At 60.2% G+C, this 19017-nt stretch carries 24 protein-coding genes and 1 tRNA gene; 21 read left to right on the top strand and 4 right to left on the bottom strand.

All coding sequences use genetic code 11. From position 1 onward, the window contains the following. The first annotated feature begins 8 nt into the window (after positions 1–8). From ACIPOO_RS13895 to ACIPOO_RS13865, 7 genes are all read left to right on the top strand, one after another. On the top strand, positions 9–968 hold the full coding sequence (locus tag ACIPOO_RS13895) for a sugar ABC transporter substrate-binding protein (protein WP_400607638.1): 960 nt from the start codon (positions 9–11) through the stop codon (positions 966–968). A 67-nt stretch (positions 969–1035) separates the two neighbouring features. After that, a complete protein-coding gene (locus ACIPOO_RS13890; RefSeq protein ID WP_400607635.1) occupies positions 1036–2586 on the top strand; it encodes a sugar ABC transporter ATP-binding protein in 1551 nt (516 codons plus the stop codon). After that, the gene (locus ACIPOO_RS13885; RefSeq protein ID WP_400607632.1) at positions 2586–3581 is read left to right on the top strand and encodes an ABC transporter permease; all 996 of its coding nucleotides are present in this window, start codon (positions 2586–2588) and stop codon (positions 3579–3581) included. The genes ACIPOO_RS13890 and ACIPOO_RS13885 overlap by 1 nt, the downstream gene beginning before the upstream one ends. A gap of 1 nt (position 3582) precedes the next feature. Beyond that, a complete protein-coding gene (locus ACIPOO_RS13880) occupies positions 3583–4608 on the top strand; it encodes a LacI family DNA-binding transcriptional regulator (RefSeq protein WP_400607630.1) in 1026 nt (341 codons plus the stop codon). A 34-nt stretch (positions 4609–4642) separates the two neighbouring features. Further along, positions 4643–5560 carry a ribokinase gene (rbsK, locus tag ACIPOO_RS13875; RefSeq protein WP_400607628.1) on the top strand — a complete coding sequence of 306 codons (918 nt, stop codon included), beginning with the start codon at positions 4643–4645 and terminating at the stop codon, positions 5558–5560. Continuing rightward, entirely contained in the window at positions 5557–5961 is a 405-nt protein-coding gene (rbsD, locus tag ACIPOO_RS13870) for a D-ribose pyranase (protein ID WP_274132871.1), read from the top strand. The genes rbsK and rbsD overlap by 4 nt, the downstream gene beginning before the upstream one ends. Before the next feature lie 42 nt (positions 5962–6003). Beyond that, entirely contained in the window at positions 6004–7032 is a 1029-nt protein-coding gene (locus tag ACIPOO_RS13865) for a nucleoside hydrolase (protein ID WP_400607625.1), read from the top strand. 7 nt (positions 7033–7039) lie between these two features. Here ACIPOO_RS13865 and ACIPOO_RS13860 read toward each other — a convergent pair whose 3' ends face one another. Further along, complete coding sequence (locus ACIPOO_RS13860) at positions 7040–7237, bottom strand: hypothetical protein (RefSeq protein WP_274132873.1); 198 nt, start codon at positions 7235–7237, stop codon at positions 7040–7042. 334 nt (positions 7238–7571) lie between these two features. Here ACIPOO_RS13860 and ACIPOO_RS13855 point away from each other — a divergent pair, with 334 nt between their 5' ends. Further along, a complete protein-coding gene (locus ACIPOO_RS13855; protein ID WP_274132874.1) occupies positions 7572–7895 on the top strand; it encodes an I78 family peptidase inhibitor in 324 nt (107 codons plus the stop codon). Positions 7896–7955: 60 nt separating this feature from the next. Here the strand turns inward: ACIPOO_RS13855 and ACIPOO_RS13850 are convergent, their stop codons facing one another. Both ACIPOO_RS13850 and ACIPOO_RS13845 read right to left on the bottom strand, forming a co-directional pair. Then, a complete protein-coding gene (locus ACIPOO_RS13850; protein ID WP_003179963.1) occupies positions 7956–8168 on the bottom strand; it encodes a cold-shock protein in 213 nt (70 codons plus the stop codon). A gap of 297 nt (positions 8169–8465) precedes the next feature. Then, a complete protein-coding gene (locus tag ACIPOO_RS13845; RefSeq protein ID WP_274132875.1) occupies positions 8466–8780 on the bottom strand; it encodes a hypothetical protein in 315 nt (104 codons plus the stop codon). A gap of 391 nt (positions 8781–9171) precedes the next feature. Here ACIPOO_RS13845 and thrS point away from each other — a divergent pair, with 391 nt between their 5' ends. The 13 genes from thrS to ACIPOO_RS13780 all read left to right on the top strand — a co-directional run bounded on the left by thrS (position 9172) and on the right by ACIPOO_RS13780 (position 18410). Beyond that, positions 9172–11094, top strand: a complete 1923-nt coding sequence (gene thrS, locus ACIPOO_RS13840) for a threonine--tRNA ligase (RefSeq protein WP_400607622.1) — start codon at positions 9172–9174, stop codon at positions 11092–11094. Continuing rightward, positions 11094–11645 (top strand): translation initiation factor IF-3, encoded by a 552-nt coding sequence (infC, locus tag ACIPOO_RS13835; protein WP_274132985.1) that lies wholly within the window; start codon positions 11094–11096, stop codon positions 11643–11645. Before thrS ends, infC begins: the two co-directional genes overlap by 1 nt. Positions 11646–11705: 60 nt before the next feature. Then, positions 11706–11900 carry a 50S ribosomal protein L35 gene (gene rpmI / locus ACIPOO_RS13830; RefSeq protein ID WP_274132877.1) on the top strand — a complete coding sequence of 65 codons (195 nt, stop codon included), beginning with the start codon at positions 11706–11708 and terminating at the stop codon, positions 11898–11900. A gap of 28 nt (positions 11901–11928) precedes the next feature. Continuing rightward, on the top strand, positions 11929–12285 hold the full coding sequence (gene rplT, locus ACIPOO_RS13825; RefSeq protein ID WP_081818697.1) for a 50S ribosomal protein L20: 357 nt from the start codon (positions 11929–11931) through the stop codon (positions 12283–12285). A 102-nt stretch (positions 12286–12387) separates the two neighbouring features. After that, a complete protein-coding gene (pheS, locus tag ACIPOO_RS13820) occupies positions 12388–13404 on the top strand; it encodes a phenylalanine--tRNA ligase subunit alpha (protein ID WP_400607618.1) in 1017 nt (338 codons plus the stop codon). Between the two features lie 35 nt (positions 13405–13439). Further along, positions 13440–15821 (top strand): phenylalanine--tRNA ligase subunit beta, encoded by a 2382-nt coding sequence (pheT, locus tag ACIPOO_RS13815; RefSeq protein WP_400607615.1) that lies wholly within the window; start codon positions 13440–13442, stop codon positions 15819–15821. Between the two features lie 3 nt (positions 15822–15824). Continuing rightward, complete coding sequence (gene ihfA / locus ACIPOO_RS13810; protein WP_002553164.1) at positions 15825–16127, top strand: integration host factor subunit alpha; 303 nt, start codon at positions 15825–15827, stop codon at positions 16125–16127. Beyond that, positions 16108–16464 carry a MerR family transcriptional regulator gene (locus tag ACIPOO_RS13805; protein ID WP_274132880.1) on the top strand — a complete coding sequence of 119 codons (357 nt, stop codon included), beginning with the start codon at positions 16108–16110 and terminating at the stop codon, positions 16462–16464. Before ihfA ends, ACIPOO_RS13805 begins: the two co-directional genes overlap by 20 nt. Before the next feature lie 90 nt (positions 16465–16554). Next, positions 16555–16631, top strand: a tRNA-Pro gene (locus ACIPOO_RS13800). 179 nt (positions 16632–16810) lie between these two features. Beyond that, positions 16811–17023, top strand: coding sequence for a hypothetical protein (locus ACIPOO_RS13795; protein ID WP_400607612.1), 213 nt, complete (start codon positions 16811–16813; stop codon positions 17021–17023). 91 nt (positions 17024–17114) lie between these two features. Continuing rightward, a complete protein-coding gene (locus ACIPOO_RS13790; protein WP_274133975.1) occupies positions 17115–17534 on the top strand; it encodes an RDD family protein in 420 nt (139 codons plus the stop codon). A 120-nt stretch (positions 17535–17654) separates the two neighbouring features. Continuing rightward, entirely contained in the window at positions 17655–18002 is a 348-nt protein-coding gene (locus ACIPOO_RS13785) for a hypothetical protein (RefSeq protein ID WP_400607610.1), read from the top strand. A 204-nt stretch (positions 18003–18206) separates the two neighbouring features. Next, a complete protein-coding gene (locus tag ACIPOO_RS13780; RefSeq protein WP_274133973.1) occupies positions 18207–18410 on the top strand; it encodes a DUF2934 domain-containing protein in 204 nt (67 codons plus the stop codon). On the opposite strand, the gene ACIPOO_RS13775 is transcribed toward ACIPOO_RS13780, so the two are convergent. After that, on the bottom strand, positions 18407–18913 hold the full coding sequence (locus tag ACIPOO_RS13775; RefSeq protein ID WP_400607607.1) for a MarR family winged helix-turn-helix transcriptional regulator: 507 nt from the start codon (positions 18911–18913) through the stop codon (positions 18407–18409). The two genes, ACIPOO_RS13780 and ACIPOO_RS13775, sit on opposite strands and share 4 nt — an antisense overlap. Positions 18914–19017: the final 104 nt, after the last annotated feature.

Below are 19017 nucleotides of genomic sequence, written 5' to 3'. Positions count from 1 at the left end.
GTGACTCCATGAAGCTGCCATTCGCTGCACGTCTTCTTGCTGTAGCCATGCTCACCGCTGGCGCTGTATCCCTGCCTGTTACCTCTGCCTTCGCCGATGACGCAAAGAAACCGACCGTCGCACTGGTGATGAAATCCCTGGCCAACGAGTTCTTCCTGACCATGGAAGATGGCGCCAAGGAATACCAGAAACAACATTCCGCCGATTTCGACCTGATCTCCAACGGCATCAAGAACGAGTCCGACACTGCCGCGCAGATCGACATCGTCAACCAGATGATCGTCAAGAAAGTCGACGCGCTGGTCATCGCGCCCGCTGACTCCAAAGCCCTGGCTTCGGTCATCAAGAAGGCCATGGATGCCGGTATCAAGGTCGTCAACATCGACAACCAGCTCGATGCCGACGTGCTGAAGAGCAAGAATATCGAAGTGCCGTTCGTAGGCCCGAACAACCGCAAGGGCGCCAAGCTGGTGGGTGACTACCTGGCCAAGCAACTGGCGGCAGGCGACGAAGTCGGCATCATCGAAGGCGTGCCGACCACCACCAACGCCCAGCAGCGCACCGCAGGCTTCAAGGATGCGATGGATGGTGCGCAGATGAAGATCGTCTCCACCCAGTCGGGTAACTGGGAAATCGACAAGGGCAACGCCGTTGCCGCCGCCATGCTCACCGCCCACCCGAACCTCAAGGCACTGCTGGCCGGCAACGACAGCATGGCGCTGGGCGCGGTGTCCGCAGTGAAGACCGCAGGCAAGACTGGCAAGGTGCAAGTCGTAGGCTACGACAACATCAACGCCATCAAACCCATGCTCAAGGATGGTCGCGTGCTGGCGACAGCTGACCAGTTTGCCGCCCGGCAGGCTGTGTTCGGCATCGATACCGCACTGAAAATGGTCAAGGGCGAGAAGCTCGACATCAAGGACGGCGTCATCGAGACCCCGGTCGAGCTGGTCACCAAGGCGCAGTAAGCGCGGGATCTGTCGCAATCATCTGTAAGCAGCGTCTGCCCGCGAGGGCAGGCGCGTGGAGAGCGTTATGTCAGCGTCTGCTCAGGCCGCTGTTCTATCTGTCAGTGGCATTGGCAAAACCTACGCCCAACCTGTTCTCGGTGACATCGACCTGACGCTCATGCGCGGGGAAGTGTTGGCGCTGACCGGGGAAAATGGCGCAGGCAAAAGCACCCTGTCGAAAATCATCGGTGGCCTGGTCACGCCCACCACCGGCCAGATGCAATTCCAGGGGCAACCCTACCAGCCAGCCAGTCGTACCCAGGCGGAGAAGCTCGGCGTGCGCATGGTCATGCAGGAACTGAACCTGCTGCCGACGCTGTCGGTGGCCGAAAACCTGTTTCTCGACAACCTGCCCAGCCGGGCCGGTTTCATCAATCGCAAGAAGCTGCGCGAAGACGCGACCCGGGCCATGGCCCAGGTGGGTCTGGATGCCATCGACCCCGACACCCTGGTCAGCGAGCTGGGCATTGGCCATCAGCAGATGGTCGAGATCGCCCGTAACCTGATCGGCGACTGCCATGTGCTGATTCTCGACGAGCCAACCGCCATGCTGACGGCCCGCGAAGTCGAAATGCTCTTCGAGCAGATCACGCGCCTGCAGGATCGCGGTGTTTCGATCATCTATATCTCCCATCGCCTGGAAGAGCTGGCCCGAGTCGCCCAGCGCATTGCCGTGCTGCGCGACGGCAAGCTGGTGTGCGTCGATGCCATGGCCAACTACAACAGCGAGCAGTTGGTGACGCTGATGGTCGGCCGCGAGCTGGGCGAGCACATCGATCTGGGCAAACGGCAGATCGGTGAAGTGGCGCTGTCGGTCAAGGGGCTGAGCCGCTCGGACAAGGTTCGCGATGTGTCCTTTGATGTGCGCGTCGGCGAAATCTTCGGCATCTCCGGGCTGATCGGCGCGGGGCGTACCGAGTTGCTGCGCCTGATCTACGGCGCCGACATCGCCGACAGCGGGACCGTGGAGGTGGGGCGACCGCTTCGGCAGGTGCGGGTGAATTCGCCGGTGGACGCTGTCAGCCATGGCATCGCCCTGATTACCGAAGACCGCAAGGGCGAAGGCCTGCTGCTGTCGCAGTCGATCAGCGCCAACATCGCCCTGGGCAACATGGAAGCGATTTCCAGTGCCGGCGTGGTCAACGGCGCGGCAGAAATGGCGCTGGCCCGGCGTCAGGTGGAAGCCATGCGCATCCGCAGTTCCAGTCCGACGCAACTGGTGTCGGAGTTGTCCGGCGGCAACCAGCAGAAAGTGGTGATCGGCCGCTGGCTGGAGCGCGACTGCCAGGTGATGCTGTTCGACGAACCCACCCGTGGCATCGACGTGGGCGCCAAATTCGACATCTATGCGCTGCTTGGCGAGCTGACCCGCCAGGGCCGGGCGCTGGTGGTGGTGTCCAGCGACCTGCGCGAGCTGATGCTGATCTGCGATCGCATCGGTGTGCTGTCCGCCGGCCGCCTGATCGACACCTTCGAGCGCGACCACTGGACCCAGGACGAACTTCTTGCCGCTGCCTTTGCCGGCTATCAAAAACGTGATGCGCTGCTGTCTGAAGCCGCGCCCAGGACTGCCTGATGAAAACTTCTACCACACAAGCCGCGCTGCCATCGCCAGGCAAGCGCAGCGGCAACTATTTCGGCCTTGGCACCTACCTGGGGCTGGCCGGCGCCCTGCTGGCGATGATCGTGCTGTTCTCGTTGCTCAGCGATCACTTCCTGTCCTATGAGACGTTCAGCACCCTGGCCAACCAGATCCCTGACCTGATGGTGCTGGCGGTGGGCATGACGTTCATCCTGATCATCGGCGGCATCGACCTGTCGGTCGGTTCGGTGCTGGCGCTGGCGGCGTCGGCGGTAAGTGTCGCGATGCTCGGCTGGGGTTGGGGCGTGCTGCCATCGGCGTTGCTGGGCATCGCCTGCGCGACCGCCGCAGGCACGCTGACCGGCTCGATCACCGTGGCCTGGCGCATTCCATCGTTCATCGTCTCCCTGGGCGTGCTGGAAATGGCCCGGGGCGTGGCGTATCAACTGACCGATTCGCGCACCGCGTACATCGGCGACTCCTTCGCCTGGCTGTCCAACCCGTTCGCCTTTGGCATCTCGCCGTCGTTCGTGATTGCGCTGCTGGTGATCTTCGCGGCGCAAGCGGTGCTCACCCGCACAGTGTTCGGACGCTACCTGATCGGCATCGGCACCAACGAGGAAGCCGTGCGTCTGGCGGGGATCAATCCCAAGCCCTACAAGACCCTGGTGTTTTCCCTGATGGGATTGTTGGCGGGCATTGCCGCACTGTTCCAGATTTCCCGTCTGGAAGCTGCCGACCCAAACGCCGGTTCCGGTCTGGAACTGCAGGTCATCGCTGCCGTGGTGATCGGCGGTACCAGCCTGATGGGCGGCCGCGGTTCGGTCATCAGTACCTTCTTCGGGGTCCTGATCATCTCGGTGCTGGCGGCGGGGCTTGCGCAGATCGGCGCGACCGAACCCACCAAGCGCATCATCACAGGTGCCGTGATCGTCGTGGCCGTGATCCTCGACACCTACCGCAGCCACCGCGCGAAACGGCGGGGCTGATATGGCCACTATCAAAGACGTTGCGGCACTTGCAGGCATTTCCTACACCACGGTTTCCCATGTGCTGAACCGCACACGGCCAGTGAGTGACGCCGTGCGCAAGAAAGTGGAGGAGGCCATCACCCAACTGGACTACGTGCCCAGTGCCGTGGCGCGCTCGCTGAAGGCCAAGTCCACGGCCACCATCGGCTTGTTGATCCCCAATGGCATCAACCCGTACTTCGCCGAACTTGCCCGCGGCATCGAGGACTACTGCGAACGCAACGGCTTTTGCGTGATCCTCTGCAATTCCGACGATAACCTGCAAAAACAGCGCAATTACCTGCGCGTGTTGCTGGAAAAACGCGTGGATGGCCTGATCGTATCCTCGGTGGGCGGCGACGACAGCCTGGTCGAAAGCCTGGCCGCTGTTCGCACCCCGTTGGTGATCGTCGACCGGGACCTGGAAAACATTACTGCGGACCTGGTGCGGATCGACCATGAACTGGGTGCCTGGCTTGCGACCTCGCACCTGCTGGAACTGGGCCACCGGCATATCGCCTGCATCTGCGGTCCGGCGCAGACCAGCGTGGCGCGCATGCGTCTGGCCGGGTATCAGCGGGCGATGCGCGAAGCAGGCGTCGAGGTACAGGACAGCTGGGTGGTGGAGAGCGACTTCACCGGCCCCAGTGGCTATCAGGCCGCCTGTACATTGCTGGAAACAGATCGCCCCACGGCAATCTTCGCTGCCAACGATATGGTAGGCATCGGTGTGCTACGTGCGGCGGCCGAGCGCAATGTAAAAGTGCCGGCCGATCTGTCGGTGGTCGGTTTCGACGACATCCAGATGAGCCAGTTCGTCTACCCCGCGCTCACCACCGTGGGGCAGTCGATCCTGCAACTGGGTGAGCGCGCCGCCGAGGTGTTGCTGCGCAGGATCACCACGCGCGGTGAGGCGCCTGATGTGCAACAGTCGATCGTCGCACCGAGCATGGTGCTGCGTGAATCCACGGCGCCACCGCCCAACGCATTCAACGAGTTTCGCTGAGCCGGCTGAGGCCGGATTGAAGAGTATTGACGTCATGCAAGCAAAAGTAGTGATAGTGGGCAGTCTGAACATGGACTTGGTGACCCGGGCGCCGCGCCTGCCGCGCGCCGGAGAAACCCTGGCCGGGCAATCCTTCGTGACCGTCCCGGGCGGCAAGGGCGCGAACCAGGCGGTGGCAGCCGCGCGGCTGGGGGCCAGCGTCGCGATGATCGGCTGTGTCGGCGACGATGCCTACGGCGAGCAATTGCGCAGCGCGTTGCTGACCGAAGGCATCGATTGCCAGGCGGTGACGACCATTGCCGGTGAGTCCACCGGTGTGGCCTTGATCGTGGTCGACGATAACAGCCAGAACGCCATCGTCATCGTTGCCGGCGGCAACGGGCATGTAAGCGCCAGCGTGGTGGACGGTTTCGACGTTCTGTTGCAGCAGGCCGAAGTCATCATCTGCCAGTTGGAAGTGCCCGAGAGCACGGTGGGCCACGTGCTCAAGCGCGGTCATGAACTGGGCAAGACCGTCATTCTCAACCCGGCACCCGCCACCGGCCCGCTACCAGAGCAATGGTACGGCTGGGTCGATTACCTGATCCCCAACGAAAGCGAAGCCACGGCGCTCACCGGGTTGCCGGTCGATAGCCCGGCCAGTGCCGAAGCCGCCGCGAAAACCCTGCTCGCCTCAGGCGTCGGCAAGGTGGTGGTGACCCTGGGCGAGCAGGGCGCGTTGTTCGCAAGCCAGGAACGTGTCGAGCATTTCCCTGCGCCCAGGGTCAAGCCGGTGGACACCACTGCAGCGGGCGACACCTTCGTCGGCGGATTTGCGGCGGCACTGGCTGACGGAAAATCCGAAGCCGAGGCGATCCGTTTCGGACAGATCGCGGCGGCGTTGTCTGTCACCCGTTCGGGCGCCCAGCCGTCCATTCCAACCTTCGCTGAAGTCCAGGGGTATCAACCATGAAAAAGACGCCGCTGTTGAATATTGCACTGTCGCGGGTCATCGCCTCCCTGGGGCACGGCGATGTGCTGATGATTGTCGACGCCGGCATGCCGGTGCCACCTGGGGTGGAGCTCATCGACCTGGCCCTGACCCGGGGCGTTCCGGATTTCGTCAGCGTGCTGGATACGGTGCTGGCAGAAATGCAGGTGGAAAGCCATGTGCTGGCAGAAGAGATTCGTCTCAAGCAGCCTCCGGCGCTGAGCGTTCTGGACAGGCTCAACGCCGAAGGCGGCCTGGGCGAGCAGCGGGTGGTCAGCCATGATGCGCTCAAGCAGTTGAGCCGCAGCGCCCGCGCCATCGTGCGCACAGGGGAATGCCAGCCCTACACCAACATTGCGCTGGTCGCAGGTGTGGTCTTCTGATTTCGCACTATGTTCCATACCCCATGAAACAGGGAGTTTCACATGCACAAGAATCGTCTTTCATTCCTCGACCTGATCTGGAGCATCGCACTGTTGGCCATCTTCTCCGCCACTGCGGCCCAGGCCGCCGAACGCCGTGACCTGATCATCGACACCGACCCGGGCGCCGATGATGTCGTGGCCCTGCTTCTGGCACTGGCGTCGAAGGATGAGCTCAATGTCCTGGCGATCACCACGGTTGCCGGCAATGTGCGCATCGACAAGACGTCGCGCAATGCCCGTCTTGCCCGTGAGTGGGCAGGGCGCGAAGAGGTGCCGGTGTACGCCGGAGCAGGGCGGCCACTGGTGCGCCCGCCGATCTACGCCGAGAACATCCACGGCAAGGAAGGCTTGCCCGGCGTCGAGGTGCACGAACCCGCCAAGGGCCTGGCCAAGGGTAACGCCGTGCAGTACCTGGTGGAGACCTTGAGCAAGGCTGCGCCCCACAGCATCACCGTCGCGATGCTCGGGCCGCAGACCAACCTCGCGCTGGCGCTGATCCAGGCGCCGGAAATCACCCAGGGGATCAAGGAAGTGGTGGTCATGGGTGGTGCGCATTTCAATGGCGGCAACATCACCCCGGTGGCCGAATTCAACCTGTTCGCCGACCCGGATGCGGCCAAGGTGGTGCTCGCCAGCGGCGTCAAGCTGACCTATGTGCCGCTGGATGTGACCCACAAGATCCTGACCAGCGAGCAGCGCCTCAAACAGATCGAGGCGCTGAACAACAACGCCGGCAAGCTGGTGGGCAATATTCTCAATGAGTACGTCAAGGCGGACATGGTGCATTACGGGTTGCCTGGCGGCCCGGTACACGATGCCAGCGTGATTGCCTGGCTGCTCAAACCCGAACTGTTCACCGGCAGGCAGATCAACGTGGTGGTCGACAGCCGCGAAGGGCCGGGCTTTGGCCAGACCGTCGCCGACTGGTATGACACCCTGGGCCAGCCCAAGAATGTGTTCTGGATCGAGAATGGCGACGCTCAGGGCTTCTTCGATCTGCTGACCGAGCGCCTGGCGCGGCTCAAGTGACCCATGCTCACGCGTCGCTCAAGGCCTCGCTGGCGTAGCGCAGAAACACCTGGTCCATGAACACCTGGGCGCCGTCGGTGCCCAGTTCCCTGACCAGAAGGTCAACTGCGATGATCGCCAACTCCTCGGCGCTGCCGGGGCTGTGGGCGCATTGGCCCTGGGACCATCTGGCCCTGATGTCAGCAACGATGCTTACGCTTGCCATGTCTTGACGTCCTTAAAAAACCGATCACGATCCTGGTGTCCGTGCCAGCGCGTCTGGCTGGCAGCGCAGTAAAGCATTTTGCTCAGGACTGCACACTGCTACTTAGGCATGAAACGCCGCTCGCGTCAGGCATCGAGCGTGCTTTTGGCGTGGCGGCAGAGGAAGTTACCAAACGTTTTGTGACGATTTGCATGCTTGCGTCAAACCCGGGCTCGGGCAGACTCCATATCCAGCCAGATCTCCCGATCTGCACGGCTTCGCCGCCTCCCGGGGAAACCAAGCGGGCCGGGTGCTGTCGCAGAGGTTCTGGTTCACGTAAACACAAGGAGGCTGTATGCCCTGGAAATACGCATCATCGGGTCTGGTTCTGGTAGCGGCACTGCTGGCAGGTTGTAGCACGACGTCCGAATCGTCCAAGCCCGCCGAAAGTAGCGCCGCGACCGAATCGGGTCATTCCCGCTGTGATGCCGCCGCTGCACAGTTCGCAGTCGGCAAACCGGCAACGCCGGCCTTGCTCGAGCAGGCGCGGGTCAAGGCCGGTGCGCAGACCGCACGCGTGCTGGGCCCCAACGACATGATTACCATGGAGTACCGCTCCGACCGCCTGAATCTGAACACTGACCAGGCGGCCACGGTCAACCGCGTCAACTGCGGCTGAAGCTTTCACGCAGGCATAAAAAAACCCCGTCAGTGACGGGGTTTTTTCAGCGCGCTCGGATTACTCCGGGCGAACCTGAGCGGCTTGCATGCCCTTTTGGCCTTTCTCAGCCACGAAGGAGACAGTCTGGCCTTCTTTCAGGCTTTTGAAACCGTCGGATTCGATAGCCTTGAAGTGTACGAACAGGTCGTCGCCGCCACCCTGTGGAGTGATAAAGCCGAAGCCTTTTTCATCGTTGAACCATTTTACGGTGCCGGTTTGGCGATTAGACATGGTGTATCTCCAAAAACATAATATTCAGTAGTGCTGTGCTGCTCAGGCCAACTGGGCACACGCGAGGTATCATAGTCGAATTGTGTGAAAGCTGGACTTTTTCAGTAAGAACTTTGCGCCAATGACGCAAATAGATACGTCCAAATCATTTGCCAGTGGCCCGATTCAGGCCTCTTCGACACCCATCAAACTGTCTCGTCAAATGACTGAAGCCCGCGAGTTTGGCGGGCTTCAGCGATTGCGTCGAAAATCTTCCGCAGGCTGCAGGCGACGCTTTTGTAGAGAAGTGTAAATTTTTTATTTTTTGCCCTTCAGGCAGTTTTCGCCCACCGCTTTTTGCAGGCGAGAGGTCATTTCGGTACTCGGAGGCGTCGTTTTGTCATTCAGCGAAGCAATTTCCTTGTCCGAAAAGTTCTTGTTGATCTGCTGGGCTCCGCACTCGCAATGAGCCTTGACGGCATTGGCGTCCATCCCCGGGTTGTTCTGGGTGGCGGCGGCGGTGCACTCGCTCATGTAGCTGGTTTTGGTCTTCGCGTCCATGGCGGCATGAGCGCTGAGCGGAAGAGTCAACGCCAATGGTGCGAGGAGGGCGGCAACACGTAGAAGCTTCATGGTTGATTCCTTTTATCGGTGGGACCTGCGTTGGCGCAAGTCTTTAACGGGCCTCGGTTTATCTGACGGCAGGGATCGGCTCCAGTTCAGTGCAGGGTGTTTTCCTACGGTATTTACCGAAAAGTTTATTGGTTCATGGCGCTCGCATACCCACCGCAGAGCCGCTGCGCTGTGCTAGGATGCGCGTCCTGCAGCGCTTTTGCGCCTCGCGGGTCAGGGGTTGCCCGTTGCAATGCCTGCCGATTTCGTACATCCAGTCACTCTGGTTCGGTCAAACGGTTGGCCTTTGGGCTCCTGCCACTGTGAGGCAGGTACACCACCGAATCGCGTACTGGCTCTATCCCAACCCACGTGACCTTTGGTAGGGGTCACCACTAGGAGAGGAGGCGCCATGCCAACTATTACTCTTCCCGACGGCAGTCAACGTTCTTTCGATCACCCGGTTTCCGTAGCCGAGGTCGCCGCATCCATTGGTGCAGGCCTGGCCAAGGCCACCGTTGCCGGCAAGGTCAACGGCCAACTGGTTGACGCCAGCGACATCATTGACGCCGACGCGAGTCTGCAAATCATCACCCCGAAGGACCAGGAAGGCGTCGAGATCATTCGTCACTCCTGCGCGCACCTTGTGGGTCACGCGGTCAAGCAGCTGTACCCGACGGCGAAAATGGTCATCGGCCCGGTGATCGATGACGGCTTCTATTACGATATCGCCTACGAGCGCCCGTTCACCCCGGATGACCTGGCAGCGATCGAGCAGCGCATGCAGCAGCTGATCGAAAAGGATTACGACGTCATCAAGAAGGTCACTCCGCGCGCCGAAGTGATCGAAGTGTTCAAGGCCCGTGGCGAAGACTACAAGCTGCGCCTGGTCGAGGACATGCCGAACGAAAAGGCCATGGGCCTCTACTACCACGAAGAATACGTCGACATGTGCCGCGGTCCGCACGTGCCGAACACCCGTTTCCTCAAGTCGTTCAAGCTGACCAAGCTGTCCGGCGCCTACTGGCGCGGCGATGCGAAGAACGAACAGCTGCAGCGTGTCTACGGCACTGCCTGGGCTGACAAGAAGCAACTGGCGGCCTACATCCAGCGTATCGAAGAAGCCGAAAAGCGCGATCACCGCAAGATCGGCAAGCGCCTGGGCCTGTTCCACACCCAGGAAGAAGCGCCGGGCATGGTGTTCTGGCATCCGAACGGCTGGACCCTGTACCAGGTACTCGAACAGTACATGCGCAAGACCCAGCGCGAGAACGGCTACCTGGAGATCAAGACTCCGCAGGTGGTCGATCGCTCCCTGTGGGAGAAATCCGGGCACTGGGCCAACTACGCCGAAAACATGTTCACCACCGAGTCGGAAAGCCGCGACTACGCCATCAAGCCGATGAACTGCCCTTGCCACGTGCAGGTGTTCAACCAGGGCCTGAAGAGCTACCGCGAGCTGCCGATGCGTCTGGCCGAGTTCGGTGCCTGCCACCGCAACGAGCCATCGGGTGCACTGCACGGCATCATGCGTGTGCGTGCCTTCACCCAGGACGACGCGCACATCTTCTGCACCGAAGAGCAGATGCAGGCCGAGTCCGCCGCGTTCATCAAGCTGACCATGGACGTCTACGCCGATTTCGGCTTCAAGGACATCGAGATGAAGCTCTCGACCCGTCCCGAGAAGCGCGTCGGCTCCGATGACCTGTGGGATCGCGCCGAGTCCGCTCTGGCGGCCGCACTGGACAGCGCAGGCCTGCCTTACGACCTGCAACCGGGCGAAGGTGCGTTCTACGGTCCGAAAATCGAATTTTCCCTCAAGGATTGCTTGGGTCGCGTGTGGCAATGCGGTACATTGCAGCTCGATTTCAACCTGCCTATCCGTTTGGGCGCCGAATTCGTTTCGGAAGACAACGGGCGCAAGCATCCGGTCATGTTGCACCGTGCGATTCTCGGTTCCTTCGAGCGTTTCATCGGAATTCTGATCGAGCACTACGAAGGTGCATTCCCTGCGTGGCTGGCTCCAACTCAGGCAGTGATCATGAATATCACTGATAAACAGGCAGATTTTGCCCTTGAGGTGGAAAAAACACTGGCTCAAAGCGGGTTTCGTGCCAAGTCCGACTTGAGAAATGAAAAGATCGGCTTTAAAATCCGCGAGCATACGTTGCTCAAGGTTCCCTATCTCCTCGTCATCGGAGACCGGGAAGTCGAAACGCAAACTGTCGCTGTGCGTACCCGTGAAGGCGCAGACCTCGGCTCGATGCCGGTCGCCCAGTTCTCGGAGTTCCTTGCACAAGCGGTTTCCCGGCGTGGTCGCCAAGATTCGGAGTAATTATTATTAAGCGTGAAATGAGACAAGATAAACGAGCTGCACCGAAAGCCCCGATCAACGAGAATATCTCGGCACGCGAGGTTCGGTTAATTGGCGCAGACGGCGAGCAGATTGGCATCGTCTCGATTGATGAAGCGCTTCGTATAGCTGAAGAAGCGAAGTTGGATCTGGTGGAAATCTCCGCAGACGCCCAGCCACCTGTGTGTAAGGTGATGGACTACGGCAAGCACCTCTTCGAGAAGAAGAAGCAGGCCAACGAAGCGAAGAAGAACCAGAAGCAGATTCAGATTAAAGAAATCAAGTTTCGTCCAGGGACGGAGGAAGGGGATTACCAGGTAAAACTACGCAACCTGGTACGTTTCCTGAGTGACGGGGACAGGGCCAAGATTTCCTTGAGATTTCGCGGTCGTGAGATGGCCCACCAGGAGCTGGGGATGGAACTGTTGAAGCGGGTTGAAGGTGACCTGCTCGAATACGGTTCGGTCGAACAGCATCCTAAGATGGAAGGACGCCAGCTGATCATGGTCATCGCCCCGAAAAGAAAGAAATAACCCCCAGGGCACGGCAGGCCTTGCGGTTATGTTTATCAACTGAATGCGGAGTATCCGAACATGCCAAAGATGAAGACCAAAAGTGGTGCAGCTAAGCGGTTTCTGAAAACCGCGAATGGCATCAAGCACAAGCACGCTTTCAAGAGCCACATCCTGACCAAAATGTCGACCAAGCGTAAGCGTCATCTGCGCGGAAGCAGCCTGCTGCATCCGTCCGACGTGGCAAAAGTCGAGCGCATGCTGCGCCTTCGTTAATTTTGATCAAAGATAGAGGAAGTTACTCATGGCTCGTGTAAAGCGTGGCGTCATTGCCCGTAAGCGTCACAAAAAAATTCTGAAACTTGCTAAAGGCTACTACGGCGCGCGTTCACGCGTATTCCGTGTTGCCAAGCAAGCGGTAATCAAGGCAGGCCAATACGCCTACCGCGACCGTCGTCAGAAAAAACGTCAGTTCCGCGCTCTGTGGATCGCTCGTATCAACGCTGGTGCTCGCATCAATGGCCTGTCTTACAGCCGTCTGATCGCTGGCCTGAAAAAAGCGTCGATCGAAATCGACCGTAAGGTTCTGGCTGATCTGGCAGTGAACGAAAAAGCGGCGTTTGCTGCGATTGTCGAGAAAGCTAAAGCCACTCTGGCCTAAGTCCCCGGCAATCACCGAGCCCTTCGGGGCCCGGTGTTAAACGTCATAGATAGGGGAAGAGCCTTGTAAGCTCTTCCCCTATTTCGTATCTGGAGTCTGTACATGGAAAACCTGGACGCGCTGGTCTCTCAAGCACTTGAGGCTGTGCAAAGCGCCGAAGATATCAATGCCCTGGAGCAAATCCGGGTCCACTACCTCGGCAAGAAAGGCGAACTGACTCAGGTGATGAAGACCCTGGGCAATCTGCCGGCTGAAGAGCGTCCGCAGGTCGGCGCCCTGATCAACGTTGCCAAGGAGCGTGTCACAGAGGTTCTCAATGCGCGCAAGGCGTCGTTCGAGGAAGCGGATCTTGCCGCCAAACTCGCCGCCGAGTCGATTGACGTGACCCTGCCTGGCCGCGGACAGACCACTGGCGGTCTGCACCCTGTAACCCGGACTCTGGAACGTATCGAACAGTTCTTCACCCACATCGGCTACGGCATCGCCGAAGGCCCGGAGGTCGAAGACGACTATCACAACTTCGAGGCGCTCAACATCCCAGGCCATCACCCGGCCCGGTCGATGCACGACACCTTCTATTTCAACGCCAACATGTTGCTGCGCACCCATACCTCGCCGGTACAGGTCCGCACCATGGAAGCGAACAAGCCGCCGATCCGCATCGTCTGCCCAGGCCGTGTGTATCGCAGCGACTCCGATATCACTCACTCCCCGATGTTCCACCAGGTCGAAGGCCTGCTGGTCGACCGCGATATCAATTTCGCCGACCTGAAAGGCACCATCGAGGAGTTCCTGCGCGTGTTCTTCGAGAAAGAACTGGCAGTGCGTTTCCGTCCTTCGTATTTCCCGTTCACCGAGCCATCGGCTGAAGTCGACATGGAATGCGTGATGTGCAGTGGCAAGGGCTGCCGCGTCTGCAAGCAGACCGGCTGGCTGGAAGTCATGGGCTGCGGCATGGTGCACCCGAACGTGCTGCGCATGTCGGGGATCGACCCCGAAGAGTTCCAGGGCTTTGCTTTCGGCATGGGGGCAGAACGCCTGGCCATGCTGCGCTACGGCGTCAATGACTTGCGCCTGTTCTTCGACAACGACCTGAGGTTCCTGGCGCAATTCCGCTAGGCCTCACGCACGTCACGAATAATCAGGAGAACAGAATGAAATTCAGCGAACAATGGTTGCGCGGCTGGGTCAGCCCGCAAGTTTCCCGCGACGAGCTGGTTGCTCGTCTGTCGATGGCCGGCCTCGAGGTCGATAGCGTGACCCCGGCAGCCGGTGCATTCACCGGCGTCGTGGTCGGCGAAGTGTTGAGCACCGAGCAGCACCCGGACGCCGACAAGCTGCGCGTGTGCCAGGTCAGCAATGGTTCGGAAACCTTCCAGGTGGTGTGTGGCGCGCCAAACGTGCGCCCTGGCCTGAAGATTCCGTTCGCCATGATCGGTGCCGAACTGCCCGGCGACTTCAAGATCAAGAAAGCCAAGCTGCGTGGTGTCGAGTCCAACGGCATGCTCTGCTCCCAGGCCGAGCTGCAGGTGGGCGAGGGCAATGACGGCCTGATGGAACTGCCTGCCGATGCGCCAGTCGGTCAGGATTTCCGTGCCTGGCTGGAACTGGACGACGTCAGCATCGAGGTCGACCTGACCCCGAACCGTGGCGACTGCCTGTCCGTGGCGGGCCTGGCCCGCGAAGTCGGCGCCCTGTACGACGCTGCGGTCACCCGCCCGCAGGTGGCTGCAGTGCCAGCCGTCCACGACGAAGTGCGTTCGGTGGAAGTGCTAGCGCCGGCTGCCTGCCCGCGTTATCTGGGCCGCGTCATCCGTAACGTCGACCTGTCGCGTCCGACCCCGCTGTGGATGGTCGAGCGCCTGCGCCGTTCCGAAGTACGCAGCATCGATGCCGCTGTCGACATCACCAACTACGTGATGCTTGAACTGGGTCAGCCTCTGCACGCCTTCGATCTCGCCGAAATCAACGGCGGCATTCGCGTGCGCATGGCCGAAGAGGGCGAGAAGCTGGTGTTGCTGGACGGTCAGGAAGTCAGCCTGCGTGCCGACACCCTGGTCATTGCCGACCATCTGCGTGCACTGGCCATCGCCGGCGTCATGGGCGGCGAGCACAGCGGCGTGAACACCGCGACCACTCGCGACATTTTCCTGGAAAGCGCTTTCTTCGACCAGATCGCGGTTGCTGGCAAGGCACGTTCCTACGGCCTGCACACCGATGCCTCGCACCGCTACGAGCGTGGCGTGGACTGGCAACTGGCCCGTGAAGCCATGGAGCGCGCCACTGGCCTGCTGCTGGAAATCACTGGCGGCGAAGCCGGTCCGGTCATTGAAACCGTCAGCGAGCAGCACCTGCCGTCGATTGCTCCGGTCACCCTGCGTGCCGAGCGGATCGAGCAAATGCTGGGCATGAAGATGGAAGCTGCCGAAGTCGAGCGCCTGCTCACCGGTCTTGGCCTGACGGTGTCTTCGCAGGCGGCGGGCGAGTGGCGCGTAGAAGTGCCAAGCCACCGCTTCGACATTTCCCTGGAAGTGGACCTGATCGAAGAGCTGGCCCGCCTGTACGGCTACAACCGTCTGCCGGTTCGTTACCCTCAGGCCCGCCTGGCTCCGCAAGCACGCTCCGAATCCAGGGGCGACCTGCCTGCACTGCGCCGCCTGCTGGTTGCGCGCGGCTACCAGGAAGCGATTACCTACAGCTTCATCGATCAGAAATGGTTCGAGCTGTTCAGCCCGGGCGTCGAGCCGCTGCTGCTGGCCAACCCGATCTCCGCTGACATGGCCGCCATGCGCTCGTCGCTGTGGCCGGGCCTGGTCAAGGCGTTGCAACACAACCTCAATCGCCAGCAGGACCGCGTGCGCCTGTTCGAAAGTGGCCTGCGTTTCGTCGGCCAACTGGAAGGTTTGAAACAAGAGCCTATGCTGGCAGGTGTGATCTGCGGCAGTCGCCTGCCGGAAGGCTGGGCGCAGGGTCGTGATGGCGTGGACTTCTTCGACGTCAAGGCTGACGTGGAAGCCGTGCTGGGCTTCAGTGGTGCACTGGATGATTTCCGTTTCGTACCGGGCAAACATCCAGCCTTGCACCCAGGCCAGACCGCCCGTATCGAGCGCGATGGCCGTGAAGTCGGCTACCTCGGCGCGATCCACCCGGAACTGGCCAAGACCCTGGGTCTGGATCGTCCGGTGTTCGTGTTCGAGCTGGTTCTGGCCGATGTGGTCGAGGGCCGTCTGCCGAAATTCCACGAACTGTCGCGCTTCCCGGAAGTGCGTCGGGACCTGGCGTTGCTGGCTGATCGCGAGGTTGCGGCCACTGCGGTAATGGACGTAATTCGTGAAAATGCAGGGCAATGGCTGACAGACCTCAGGCTATTTGATGTTTATCAGGGTAAAGGCATTGATCCGCATAGAAAAAGCCTTGCAGTTGGCTTGACCTGGCAACATCCATCGCGCACTCTTACTGACGATGAGGTAAACGCTTCGACGCAGCAAATTCTCACCTCGCTTGAGGAAAGGTTAAACGCCACGTTAAGGAAGTAGCGTATGGGGGCTCTGACGAAAGCTGAGATGGCCGAACGTCTGTACGAAGAGCTAGGCCTGAATAAACGAGAAGCCAAGGAACTGGTTGAGCTGTTCTTTGAGGAAATCAGGCACGCTCTGGAAGATAACGAGCAGGTCAAATTGTCCGGATTCGGTAATTTTGACCTGCGAGATAAACGCCAGCGACCGGGTCGAAATCCCAAGACAGGGGAAGAAATTCCGATTACAGCTCGCCGTGTGGTCACCTTTCGCCCAGGGCAGAAATTGAAGGCCCGAGTTGAGGCTTATGCTGGAACCAAGTCATAACGACGAGCTACCGCCTATTCCCGGCAAACGCTACTTCACCATCGGTGAAGTCAGCGAGCTCTGCGCGGTCAAACCGCACGTTCTGCGTTATTGGGAACAGGAATTTCCTCAGCTCAACCCGGTCAAGCGCCGCGGGAATCGCCGGTATTATCAGCGCCAGGACGTGCTGATGATCCGGCAGATCCGCGCGCTGCTTTACGATCAGGGCTTCACCATCGGCGGGGCGCGCCTGCGCCTCTCCAGCGATGAGGTCAAGGACGATTCCCTGCAATACAAGCAGCTGATCCGACAGATGATTGTCGAGCTGGAAGATGTTCTGGTGGTCCTGCGCAAATAGCGCCGCGTCATCAAATACTTCCATCTTTCAAAAGCTTAGGGTATATTCCTCGACGCTTTCACAAGAAGCGAAATCAGATACACGCCTAGTCGGGGCGTAGCGCAGTCCGGTAGCGCACTAGCATGGGGTGCTAGGGGTCGAGTGTTCGAATCACTCCGTCCCGACCATATTATTCAATGACTTAGCCCAATCTTTTCAGGTTGGGCTTTTTCATGGGCGCGATAAAATTTTCCCACCGCCAGGCTTCCGGGCCGTATGTAGCCTACGCTTATCGCGTCTCCCATGAATGAGGGCGCTTTATGCCGTGCACCCGCCATCCAACACCCTTGGAAAACCGGACAAGACCATGAGCGAAAACAAAGAAAAACCCCTACGCATGGCACTCAAGGCAGTCCTGGTGGCGGCTCAGGAGCAGGGCATGGATCTGGACGCTCTTCGTGAAACCGCCATCGAGTCGATGCTCAATGACATCCTTTATGACTCCGACGACGTGGCACATGCGGTCATCGCCATCGAGGTGGCGGCCGATGCGGTGGCGTCTCCCTCGTCCATGGTCTGATCTGTAAGCTTCTCGCTTGCCTTGATTGGGGCTAAACATCGGCGCTGTGTGGCCGATAAAGTGTTTCCAATATTTACAGCGAGCAGTACTCATGGAAGACCAGAACACCACTCCTTACCAGAAACCCAACAATCTGGCAGGCGTAGGGCGCCGGTGGGGAGGGCAGATGATCGACACCCTGGTGACGTATCTGCTGTTTATCGTAGTGGCGAAAGTCGCGGAGTTCATTCACTTGCCGCCGACAGTGGTTGCGGTACTGGCACTGGGGTCTGCAGCGGGCTACTACCTGCTTTCCGACGCCTTGCCCAACGGGCAGAGCGTGGGCAAGAAGCTGCTGGGCATGTCGGTCATCGATGAGCGCAGCTATCTGAACTGCAATATCTACCAGTCGTTCGTGCGCAATATCACCACGCCCTTTCTGAGCATCCTGGACTGGATCTTCATCTTCTTCGGCTCGCGCAAGCGCCTCGGCGACATGCTGGCATCGACGATCGTGATTCGTTCGCGCTAACGCCAGGCCGGGGGGAAGCAGTGTCATATCAGTTTGCTGCATCCTGTGATCCAGCTCATGGAACAAATCCGGTGAAGCTTTGGTCAACCAGTTTCCACAGCCTTAACCTGGTGTGATGCCATGACTCAGATGCTCAATGACGTTGCCCAAACGCTGAACGACGATCTTTATCAGAAGACCCGGTCGCAGCTGAATACTTTTCTGAATGAAACCAACGCATTGCTGGCCGCAGGCGATGCGTTGCATGAAGACAGGACGGCCCAGGCGCGTGCCCGGCTGGTTGAGTTCCTGGAGAGCCGCAGGGGGTACGGGGAATCACCTGAGCCGCCGCTTGTGCACCAGCCTCCAATCACCAGGGTATTGAATGACGCGCAACGGTTCGTCAGGGCAAATCCCTGGGCTGCGGTGGGAGCGGCGGCGGGCGTGGGCATGGTTGTCAGTCTGTTGCTCGCTCGCCGCTCACGCTGAAGGGGATTCAACGTGAGCCGCAGGGGTATTGTCACGATGCGCAGGCTTGCGGGTGGATTGTTCGTGCCCGCCCGGTCGTGGCTGCCGATTGTGCATCGCCATCGTCGGTGGCCCTACGCGGAACCTGCAGTCGTGACCAATAACGGGGGCGGTGCCGAACGGGTGCCGGGGATGCGTTTGCCGAGATTTGAAAGGGGGGGCGGGATGAATGTCGACGAAGACGCGGTCCGTCAACTCGCGCAATTGATCTGGGAAACCGAGGGCCAGCCTCAGGGGCAGGAAGCCCGGCATTGGGAGATGGCGACAAAGCTGGCCGAGTCCGCCGCGATGGCGCCGGTGCGCGCAGGCAAGGGGCAGAGGGTCGATACGCTGTTTCCCTCGCCCAAGGACAAGCCGGGCCCGCACTAAGGGGTGGGTACTGGGGCCTCGATGGTCTGCAATTGTTCGAGCAGCGTGCGGGCAAAGCCTTCCGAGGCGATGAAGTCCATCGCCTCGCGCAGCTTGATGGTTTTCTCGACGCCGAAGGTCTGATCGAAGATGTGCGAGACGCGCTCGGAGACTTTGCGCGCCTGTTCATATTTCTGTTGGCCGGCAGGGGTGAGCATCACCCGCCGACAGCGCCGGTCATTGCCGTCTACCTGCAAGTCCACCAGTCCGTCGCGCACCAGCGGCTTGAGCGTGTGGCCCAGGGCCGAGAGGTCCATGACCAGAGCCTGTGCCAGCTCGCGCATCTTGGGCTGGCCGTAGCGGGCGATCTGCGACAGCAGCGAGTATTGCGTGGCCTTGAGGCCGCACTCCACGAAGGCTTCGTCATAGATCTGTCCAAGGCGGCGCGACGCGCGACGTACCGAACCGTTGGCGCAGCTGCTGGGCAGCGGGGCGAAATCTGAACAGGGTGTCGCGCTTTTCAAAGCTGGTTACTCGCAAAGGCCTGGATAGGCGCGATTATGCCTGCACGTGGGGTGTCGACAAGGTTTTTTGGTCAGGTATGGGCCTTTGCCGTCTTGGACAAGGG

Source organism: Pseudomonas sp. NPDC090201 (assembly GCF_044746825.1).
GTDB lineage: Bacteria > Pseudomonadota > Gammaproteobacteria > Pseudomonadales > Pseudomonadaceae > Aquipseudomonas > Aquipseudomonas putida_AD.
Note: the sequence above shows the minus strand (reverse complement) of the source record. Positions and strands in the feature narration are given on the sequence as shown.